Annotated in this window: 4 protein-coding genes and 1 riboswitch; of the genes, 1 reads left to right on the top strand and 3 read right to left on the bottom strand. The window is 69.5% G+C overall.

What is annotated here, in order from left to right; all coding sequences use genetic code 11:
- The coding region (locus VGS97_RS12235; RefSeq protein WP_326853510.1) for a cobalamin B12-binding domain-containing protein at positions 1-299 on the bottom strand (299 nt) is incomplete at its 3' end.
- Positions 300-492: 193 nt separating this feature from the next.
- The gene (pcrA, locus tag VGS97_RS12240; RefSeq protein ID WP_414641696.1) at positions 493-3,009 is read right to left on the bottom strand and encodes a DNA helicase PcrA; all 2,517 of its coding nucleotides are present in this window, start codon (positions 3,007-3,009) and stop codon (positions 493-495) included.
- A gap of 701 nt (positions 3,010-3,710) precedes the next feature.
- A riboswitch (cyclic di-AMP (ydaO/yuaA leader) is annotated at positions 3,711-3,878 on the top strand.
- Positions 3,879-3,881: 3 nt separating this feature from the next.
- On the opposite strand from pcrA, the gene VGS97_RS12245 reads away from it, so the two are divergent.
- Positions 3,882-4,928: a C40 family peptidase gene (locus VGS97_RS12245; RefSeq protein WP_326853512.1), complete on the top strand. Its 1,047-nt coding sequence runs from the start codon at positions 3,882-3,884 to the stop codon at positions 4,926-4,928.
- 306 nt (positions 4,929-5,234) lie between these two features.
- On the opposite strand, the gene VGS97_RS12250 is transcribed toward VGS97_RS12245, so the two are convergent.
- Positions 5,235-7,557: ABC transporter ATP-binding protein (locus tag VGS97_RS12250; protein WP_326853513.1), on the bottom strand; the 2,323-nt coding region annotated here is incomplete at its 5' end.

Genomic DNA, 7,557 nt, shown 5'->3' on the forward strand with positions numbered 1-7,557 from the left:
CTCTCGGGGATGATCCCGCCGACGAAGACCTTGATGTCGGCCGCGTCGCGCTCCCGCAGCAGCTCGACCACCTTCGGGCACAGCGTCATGTGCGCTCCGGACAGGATGGACAGGCCGACGCCGTCGGCGTCCTCCTGGATCGCCGTCGCCACGATCTGCTCCGGCATCTGGTGCAGTCCGGTGTAGACGACTTCGATGCCCGCGTCACGCAGCGCCCGCGCGACCACCTTCGCGCCCCGGTCGTGACCGTCCAGCCCGGGTTTCGCGATCACCACGCGGATCGGTGCGGACACGCTCATCTGGGCACTCCCTAACTACGTCATCGCTCCACCTACTCAACGAAGGGTAACCGAGGCGACCGAACCGTGTGCTGTGATGCCCGACACCGTTCGTGTGCCGTAAGCGTGCCGTTGCGGATCCAAATGTCGCGCTGGTTGGTGGATGTCTGAGGAGGCGTCACTCACGCGTCGACAGCGCCTTCTCGCGCCGCTTCTAGAGCTTTTCCAGCGGGGCGAAGGCAAGTACCAGCTTGCGGACGCCCGACGAACCGAAGTCGACGGTCGCGTGCTCGCCGGTGCGGCCCTCGACTGAGACCACCGTGCCTAGGCCGTACGTGTCGTGTACGACGCGGTCGCCTGGCGCTACCGAGATCGGCTCGCGGTTGCCCGGGCCGGCCGCCTTGAAGCCCTTCGCCCGGGTGCGGTCGGCGGCTGCGGTCAGGGCCGGGGTCATCGTGCCGAAGGAGGTGGACTGTGGCGCGGGCGCGGTGCGCCGCCAGTCGATCAGTTTGTCGGGCACCTCGGTGAGGAATCGCGACTCGGGGTTGTACGAGGGCGAGCCCCAGGCCGAGCGCATCACGGCGCGGGTAAAGTACAGGCGCTGCCGGGCTCTTGTGATGCCGACGTAGGCCAGCCGACGTTCCTCTTCGAGTTCCTTCGCGTTGCCCATCGCGCGGGTGTGCGGGAAGACGCCCTCTTCCAGGCCGGTGAGGAAGACCACCGGGAACTCCAGGCCCTTGGCGGTGTGCAGGGTCATCAGGGTGACGACGCCGCCGTTCTGGCTGCCGTTCTGGTTGCCGGTGCCGGTGTTGCCGCCGTTGGCGTTCTGCTGGTCGGGGATCTGGTCGGCGTCGGCGACCAGGGCTACTCGCTCCAGGAAGCCGGTGACGCCGCCCTCGGGGTCGGTCTGTTCGTACTCGTGCGTGACCGCGACGAGCTCTTGCAGGTTCTCCACCCGGCTCTCGTCCTGCGGATCGGTGGACTCCTGGAGTTCGGCGATGTAGCCGGTGCGCTCCAGGATGGTCTCCAGCAGTTCGGCCGGGCCCGCGCCCTCGGCCATCCGGTCGCGCAGGTCGGCCAGCAGCTTCGCGAAGTTCTTGACCGCGTTCAGCGACCGTGCCGCCAGGCCGTACGCCTCGTCGGCGCGGTCGATCGCCGCGCCGAAGGAGACCCGCTCGCGCTGAGCCAGTGCGTCGAGCATCGCCTCAGCGCGCTCGCCGATGCCGCGCTTGGGTACGTTGATGACGCGGCGCAGCGATACGGAGTCGTCCGGGTTCGCCAAAGCGCGCAGGTACGCCAGCGCATCCTTGACCTCCTTGCGCTCGTAGAAGCGGACGCCGCCGACCACCCGGTAGGGCAGGCCGACCCGGATGAACAGTTCCTCGAACACCCGGGACTGGGCGTTGGTCCGATAGAAAACCGCCACCTCGCCGGGTTTCGCAAGCCCCTCGTCGGTGAGCCGGTCCACCTCGTTGGCCACGTAGGCCGCCTCGTCGTGCTCGTTGTCACCGACATAGCCGGTGATCAGCGCGCCGTCGCCGGCGTCGGTCCACAGGTTCTTGGCCCGGCGGCTCTTGTTGCGGTCGATCACCGCGTTGGCGGCGGCCAGGATCGTCTGCGTGGAGCGGTAGTTCTGTTCGAGCAGGATCGTCGTCGCGTTCGGATAGTCGGCCTCGAATTCGAGGATGTTGCGGATGGTCGCGCCGCGGAAGGCGTAGATGGCCTGGTCCGCGTCGCCGACTACGCAGAGCTCGGCGGGGGGCACGTCGGAGGCGGAGTCTGCGGAGCCGGTGTCATCCGCGTGGGCGCCGACCCGGTCGCCGTCCACGGTGTATTTGGGAGCCTGCGACACGGCGCCGCCGACCAGTTCACGCACCAGGACGTACTGCGCGTGGTTGGTGTCCTGGTACTCGTCGACCAGCACGTGCCGGAACCTCCGCCGGTACGACTCGGCGACCGCGGGGAAGGCCTGGAACAGGTTGACCGTGGTCATGATCAGGTCGTCGAAGTCGAGCGCCCTGGCCGCGATCAGCCGCTGCTGGTAGTCGGCGTAGACCTCGGCGATCAGCCGCTCCTGCTCGGTGGCGGCCTTGTCCCGCGCGGTCTCGTGGTCGACCAGCTCGTTCTTGAGCGACGAGACCTGAGCCAGCAGGCCGCGCGGAGGGTGCCGCTTCACGTCGAGTTCGTGGTCGCGGGCGACGGCGGCGATCAGCCTGCGCGAGTCGTCCGCGTCGTAGATGGTGAAGGACGAGGGCAGGCCCAGGTGGCTGTGCTCGCGGCGCAGGATCCGGACGCACGCGGAGTGGAACGTGGAGACCCACATGATCTTGGCGCGCGGGCCGACGAGAGCGGCGACGCGCTCCTTCATCTCGGCGGCGGCCTTGTTGGTGAAGGTGATCGCCAGGATCTCGCCGGGATGCACGTCGCGTTCGGCCAGCAGATAAGCGATGCGGTGGGTCAGCACCCGCGTCTTGCCGGAACCCGCGCCGGCCACGATGAGCAGCGGGCCGCCGGTGTGCGCGACCGCCTCACGCTGCGCCGGGTTGAGCCCGGCGAGCAGCGCCTCGGGGTCGAGATGCGAGCGGCGGGCGGCCGGGGCGAAATCCCGTTGCGATTCGGCGCGCTCGTGCTCCTCGTCGGGCGGGGGCGGCGGCGCGGACTCGTCGTCGGCCCAGGGCTCGTCCGGCAACTCGCCTTCGACCGGGAACGCGGCCGAGGAGAGCGAGGGCAGCGCGGCCTCGGCCCGCGTACGCGCCGCGCCGGGTGCGGTGGTGCGCGGCGGCTTCGGCAGGTCGAAGAGGGGCGCACCGTGGGAAGCTGAGGAACTGCTCCAACTGCTCATCAAGCACGAGTCTAGGGCCCCTGGCAGACGGATTCCGGTCGTCCGGCGGGAACATCGGCCGCAGGCCGACCGTCGACACCTTGACACCAATCTGTTCGAAGAAGTCTGCGTCGGCAAGGATCGAAAACCCGGCCGGGTAAGCAATGCACGAACAACACGGTGTGGAGTGCCGCGGCTACGCAGACGGGCCGGCGAGCGCCGCGCGACCGGCGACGAGTGATGCTGAGGCCTGAGATGCCCGCCCTTTTTTTCGACATCACGTCGGGAAGATGGCGAAGCCGCGTCGACAAGTGCGCGGCGTCGGCGGGCGGTCCGTTTTAGCCGGAAAAAGCTCCAGGCGAAACGGGCAATCGAGTACAGACCGCGGGCCGGGGCGCCGGTCGCGTGCGACGTTCCGCCAAGGGCGCGCAAGGGGCAGCACAGCAAAGGGGAGTAAAAATCCGCGGCCCCAAACCCGCCATTCGGGCGACATCTCGCTAAGGTTACGGCCCAGAAGTCAGCGAGCCTGCCGGTCCCCCGCACCGGCCGCGGGCTTCCGCGCCGAATCCCCGGCGTTGCCAGGATCGGAATATGCGTCCTCTCCCCCAAGGAGTGATATTCCGCCGGGCCGCGTCGTGGAGCCGGGGACCCATATGTCCCTCGGGGTGAGTCGCCGCGCCAGTCCCATCGGCCTTGGCCGAAGGCGACGGGCGGGGCGTAGGGCGACTTCTTCCGCCCGAACCCGTCAGCTAACCCGGTAGGCGCCGTCGGAAGAAGGAGTTATGGCGTCCCACCGCGCCCCGAAGGTATCCGGCCGGGTCACCACGACCGCGGCGACCGTGGTCGGCGTCACCGCCGGCACCGTCGCGCTGCTGCCGAGTACCAGCCAGGCGTCACCCACGCCGAGCCTCGACCAGGTCAAGGCCCAGGTCCAGCAGCTGAACGCGCAGACCGATCAGGCGACCAACCAGTACGACGCGGCCAAGGAGCAGTACGCGAAGCTCCAGCAGAAGGTCGACGGGCTCCAGGCGCAGATCACCCAGGAGCAGACCACGCTGAACTCGTTGCAGACCTCGATGGGTTTGCAGGCCGCGGCGGCCTACCGCACCGGCGGCATCTCGCCGACGCTGCAACTGGCACTGAACTCCAGCCCCGACAAGTTCCTCAGCCAGGCCGGGATCGAGAGCCAGCAGGCCGATCAGGAGGCCGTGCTGCTGAGGTCGGTGTCGCAGGACAAGGCGCAGCTGGCCCTGGACAAGAAGTTCGCCGCGCAGGCGCTCGCCCAGCAGCAGGAGGTGCTGGCCCAGGCGCAGGCCGCCAAGACCAAGATCGAGGCGACGCTCCAGTCGGAAAAGGACCTGCTGAGCAATCTGACCGCCGCGCAGCAGGCGCAAGTCACCAGCGCGGGCGGAACGACCAGCTACAGCGGGCCGCTGCCCGCCGTCTCGGGCCGGGCCGGTATCGCGGTGCGGTACGTCGAGTCGAAGGCCGCGGCGGGTGACTGGTATGCGTGGGGCGCGACGGGCCCAGACAACTTCGACTGCTCCGGGCTCATGTACGCGGCTTGGGCTGCTGCGGGTGTCCAGATACCGCGCACGTCGGAAGAGCAGTTCTCCGGTCTGAGCCAGTTCTACAGCGCTTCGCAGCTCCAGCCCGGCGACCTGGTCTTCTTCGAGGGAGACCCGCCCGGCCACGTGGCGATGTACGTCGGCAACAACATGGTCGTCCACGCTCCGCACACCGGTGCGCAGGTGCAGTACGCCTCGCTCGACCCCAGCTCCTCGAACTACATCTACATGTCCGTCGTCGGGTACGCCCGGGTCGGCTGACTCAGCCTACGGCGAGCCGCCGGCCGGAAGCTCCGGTCGAAGCCGGTTCGCCGTAGAGTACGCGCAGTAACACCACTGGTTTTACGAACCTCACGAAAAAGCGGGTGGATACGTCAAGGCCGGCCCCTCCCCCGAACCAGCCTGACAATCCGCCCCGTAGCGCCCGGACCGCCGAACCGCCGCAACCACCCACCACCTCCTCTGCGGCAAGTACCCACCCGGCGGTCCGGGCGCTCACACCTTCGCCACACAGCGGTAGCGAAGACGTCCCGGAGAGCCGCCTCTCGGGCCCTCCTTCGACCTGCCTCAGACCTCTGCGGTGGCCTCTGCGAACGCCGCCCAAAGACGCGCGTACGTGCCGCCCGCGGCGAGCAGCGCGTCGTGCGTGCCGTCCTCGACCACTCGGCCGCCGTCGAGCACCACGATCCGGTCGGCGCGCGCCGCCGTGGTCAGCCGGTGCGCGACGACGAGCGTGGTGCGGGCGCGCGAAAGCTCGTCCATCGCCCGGGTCACCGCGGCCTCGGTCGCCAGGTCCAGAGCCGCGGTCGCCTCGTCGAGCAGCAGGATGTCCGGGTCGACCAGATAAGCGCGGGCCAACGCGAGCATCTGGCGCTGACCGGCCGACAGGTTCCGGCCGCGCTCGCCGACCTGGTGCAGGTAGCCGTCGGACAGCCGGGACACGACGTCGTGCGCGCCGACCGCCCGCGCCGCCGCCTCTACCTCGGCGTCGGTGGAGTCCGGACGGCCGTATGCGATGGCGTCGCGGACCGTGCCCGGGAACAGGAACGCCTCCTGCGGCACGACGCCGAGCCGCGCGCGGTACGCGGAGAGGTCGTACTCACGCAGATCGACGCCGTCTACGCACACCACGCCGGACGTCGCGTCGTAGTACCGCGCGACCAGCTTCACGAAGGTGGACTTGCCCGCGCCGGTCTCGCCGACGAGCGCGACGGTCGTGCCCGGCTCGACGGCCAGGTCCACACCGCGCAGCGCCTCGGGCGCGTCCGGCGAGTACGCGAACCGCACGTCGCGGAACTCGATCCGGCCGCGCAGCGGCCCGGTCACCGGCACCGGGTCAGCGGACAGCGGCGTGCTCGTCGGCGTGCGCATCAGGTCCCGGATGCGGCGCAGGCCGACGTTCGCCTGCTGATATCCGTCGAAGACCTGGGAGAGCTGCTGGACCGGCGAGAAGATCATGCTCACGTACAGCAGGTAGGCGATCAGCGCGCCGGTGGTCAGCGTGTGCTGCCCGACCCGGTGCGCGCCGTAGACCAGCACCACGGCACCGGCGATGTCGCCGAGGAACTGGACGAACGGGAAGTAGGTCGCGATGTACTTCTGCGCCCGCACCCGCGACTCCCGGTAGGCGTCGGCCTTGCCGGCGAAGCGGTCGCGGTTGACCCCCTCGCGGCGGAAGGCCTGGGTGACCCGCATCCCGGCGACGTTCTCCTGTAGGTCGGCGTTGACCGCGCTGATCCGCTCGCGCGCCTCGGTGTAGGCGACCTTGGACTTGCGGCGGAAGATCAGCGTCGCACCGATCATCACCGGCAGCACCGCGTAGACCGCCAGCGCCATCCGCCAGTCGATCACCAGCAGCGCGGCGGCGATGCCGAAGAAGGTGAGCACCGAGACCACCGCGGTGGACACGCCGTTCTGCAGGAACGAGGCGAGCGCGTCGATGTCGGTGGTCATCCGGGTCATGATCCGGCCGCCCATCTCCCGCTCGTAGTAGTCGAGCCCGAGCCGCTGGAGCTGGCTGAAGGACTTGACGCGCAGCAGGTAGAGCAGCCGCTCGCCGGTGCGGCCGGTGACCATGGTCTGCACGGCCTCGACGATCCAGTCGCCGGCGACCAGCAGCAGGCCGAGGATCGACATGGCCGCGATGACGTGGTACGCGGCGCCCTCGATGCCGCGGTCCACCGCGGTGCGCATCAGGGCCGGTATGAGCAGCGAGGCGAGCGCGTCGGCCGCTTCGAGCAGGAGGCCCAGGGCGAGCAGCCACAGGAACGGCCGCAGCAGCCTGCTCAGCGAGAACTCGGGGTCCTCGGCGTGCAGAAGAGCCGGGTCGACCTGCGGGACGTCGTTGGCCGGCGGCAGTGCGGCGACCTTCGCGAGCAGGTCCGGCGTCGCGGGCAGCGAGCCGAGCGTGACGCGCCCGCCACTCATGCCCATCCCGCCACCGCGCGGGACGTGGTTGGCGCCGGCGACGTACGAGCTCTGCGTCTCGTCGGCCTTCGAGCGGTCCCAGAGCGCGGGCGTGACACCGTTGGGTGCCGAACCATTGGGCACCGAACCGTCGACGGCCTTCCCGGTGAGGGCGTTGAGAGCTTTCCCGTTGGCGATGCTGCCGTTGACTACACCACCGTTGACCGCACTGCCGTTGACCGCGCCGACATTGACTGCTCTGCCGATAACCACACCGCCGTTGACTGCACTGTGATCCTCGACGCTGCCCAGTTCGCCCGCGTCCACGCCTTCCGCGTCGTCCCCCGGGCCGGACAGCAGCAGCCGATAGAGCGGGCAGCGCCCCTCCAGTTGTGCCGCGGTGCCGACGTCCACGAGGTGCCCCTCGTCCAGCACCGCGATGCGGTCGGCCAGTTGGAGCGTGGAGCGGCGGTGCGCGATCAGG

The sequence above is a fragment of the Actinocrinis sp. genome, assembly GCF_035946395.1.
Taxonomy (GTDB): Bacteria; Actinomycetota; Actinomycetes; order Streptomycetales; family Catenulisporaceae; genus Actinocrinis.

What these genes read in the sequence shown, in the direction of transcription:
- VGS97_RS12245 (WP_326853512.1), top strand. Translation starts at nt 3,882, where the DNA reads ATGGCGTCCCACCGCGCCCCGAAGGTATCCGGCCGGGTCACCACGACC.